Below are 1771 nucleotides of genomic sequence, written 5' to 3' on the forward strand. Positions count from 1 at the left end.
GCTCGAACCCGAACTATGACGATCCCGCCGGGTTTCCTTCGATCACTGCGGCGTTGTCGACGGAACGGCCGGACCGGCTGGACGTCATCCATATCCTGCTCGAGCATGGCGCCGACCCGAACATGCGCGGCGTGAGCGACTGGACGCCCCTGCACTACGCGGTTTCGCGGCGTGACGCCGAGGCGATTCAGCTGCTGCTGCTCTCGGGCGCGGATCCATCGCTAAGAACCCGCATCGACGACTATGAGACACCATTGGAAGGCGCGGAAGAGGCCGGCTTCGAGGCCGGCGCCTTGCTGCTGCGTGAAGCGATGGACAGCCGCCGATGACGCGCGGCGCGCGGCCGCCGTTATACCACCGTTAGCTTGGCCTTGAAGCGTTTGGCGTTGGCCACATAGTGAGCCGCCGAGGCGCGCAGGCGCTCGACCGCCGCTTCATCCAGCGTCCTGATCACCTTTGCGGGCGAGCCGACGATCAGCGAATTGTCTGGAAAAACCTTGTTTTCCGTCACCAGCGCGCCGGCGCCGACCAGCGAGTTGTTGCCGATCCTGGCGCCGTTCAGCACGATGGCGCCCATGCCGATCAGGCTGTTGTCGCCGATCGTGCAGCCATGCAGCAGAGCCCTATGACCGATCGTGCAGCCTTCGCCGATGGTCAGTGGAAAGCCCGGATCGGTGTGCATGATCGTATGTTCCTGCACATTGGTGTCGGCGCCGATCGTGATGCGCTCGCCATCGCCGCGGATGGCGACGCCGAACCAGAAGCCGACATTGCGGCCGATCCTGATACTGCCGATCAGCGTGGCGTCCGGCGCGATCCAGTTCGTATCGGCGTCCTCGAACTCGGGCGCCTTCCCATCGATCGCATAGACCGGCATTTTCGTCTCCGATTCGTCTCAACCAGCGAATTCAAAAGACCCTAAGTTCTCGGTCGCCCAGGATGCAATGGCGATGAGCACGACGCCAAGCGCCAGAGCCCAGACGATGGCCGTGCAGCCGCAGGACAACAGCGCCATCGTGCCGATGCGGCCCTCGCGCCGGGCGGCCAAGGCTTCGTTGGTAAGCATGAACGGTCCGGCGCAGGCCGTTGCCGCGAGCGAGCGCAGGATATGGACCGGCGAAACATAGGGCTCGGCGAAGGCCAGGCGTCGTCCGGAGAAAAGCTCCATGGCCGATCCGGCCAATCCGCAAGCCGTGATACCAATCGCAAACGCGTAAAGAACAAGCACAACGGGCTCCATGTTTACCAACCGTTTACCATGAAAACGCACAGTCGTGCCAACGCGCTGCAAGAGCCATGCCGCGCAGGCTGTGCCGCCGAAGGACAGGTGGGCGGATCGGGAAAGAGCGATGAGAGACGCAACGGCTGCCGAGAGCCCGGACTTCGAGGTCGTCGATTCGACCCTGATGAAGCGGGTCTTCTATATTTTCGCGGCTCTGGCGCTGCTTTCGGTGGCGATCAGCGTCGGCGGCAAATGGCTCGGACGGTCGATCGCCATGGCGGGCTATTCGGATGACACCATGGTGCGCCAGATCGTCATGGGCAACAATCTGATCAGCGTGCCGGCAAACTTCATCCGCTTCGACCAGGCCAGGCGCGACGGCATCGCCTCGCGGCTCGATCTCTATCTGCGCTATCCCGAGATGGACGGCTACAGCGCGGCCGCGCGTGACGACTTCAACCACACGACGACCAGGAAGATCATCTTCCTGTCGTTCGAGCCGCGCATGATGTCGCGCGACATGAGCGGCCGTTTCGCGCCGATCTACAG

3 protein-coding genes and 1 pseudogene are annotated in these 1771 nt (G+C 63.2%); 2 read left to right on the forward strand and 2 right to left on the reverse strand.

The window, feature by feature from the left end:
- A partial coding sequence (locus EOA24_RS36760) for an ankyrin repeat domain-containing protein (protein WP_133374841.1) occupies nucleotides 1-329 on the forward strand: 329 nt, incomplete at its 5' end.
- A 20-nt stretch (nucleotides 330-349) separates the two neighbouring features.
- On the opposite strand, the gene EOA24_RS36765 is transcribed toward EOA24_RS36760, so the two are convergent.
- A complete protein-coding gene (locus EOA24_RS36765) occupies nucleotides 350-877 on the reverse strand; it encodes a gamma carbonic anhydrase family protein (protein ID WP_126082853.1) in 528 nt (175 codons plus the stop codon).
- A gap of 18 nt (nucleotides 878-895) precedes the next feature.
- Nucleotides 896-1240 (reverse strand): hypothetical protein, encoded by a 345-nt coding sequence (locus EOA24_RS36770; protein WP_126083819.1) that lies wholly within the window; start codon nucleotides 1238-1240, stop codon nucleotides 896-898.
- 109 nt (nucleotides 1241-1349) lie between these two features.
- Between EOA24_RS36770 and EOA24_RS36775 the strand changes: the two are divergent.
- Nucleotides 1350-1771 (forward strand): annotated as a pseudogene (locus EOA24_RS36775) (hypothetical protein); the annotation flags it as partial.

Source organism: Mesorhizobium sp. M2A.F.Ca.ET.039.01.1.1, assembly GCF_003998035.1.
GTDB lineage: Bacteria > Pseudomonadota > Alphaproteobacteria > Rhizobiales > Rhizobiaceae > Mesorhizobium.

Bases quoted from the DNA above. Each gene is read 5' to 3' on its own strand.
- EOA24_RS36765 (WP_126082853.1), bottom strand. From the start codon at position 877: ATGCCGGTCTATGCGATCGATGGGAAGGCGCCCGAGTTCGAGGACGCC.
- EOA24_RS36770 (WP_126083819.1), bottom strand. From the start codon at position 1,240: ATGGAGCCCGTTGTGCTTGTTCTTTACGCGTTTGCGATTGGTATCACG.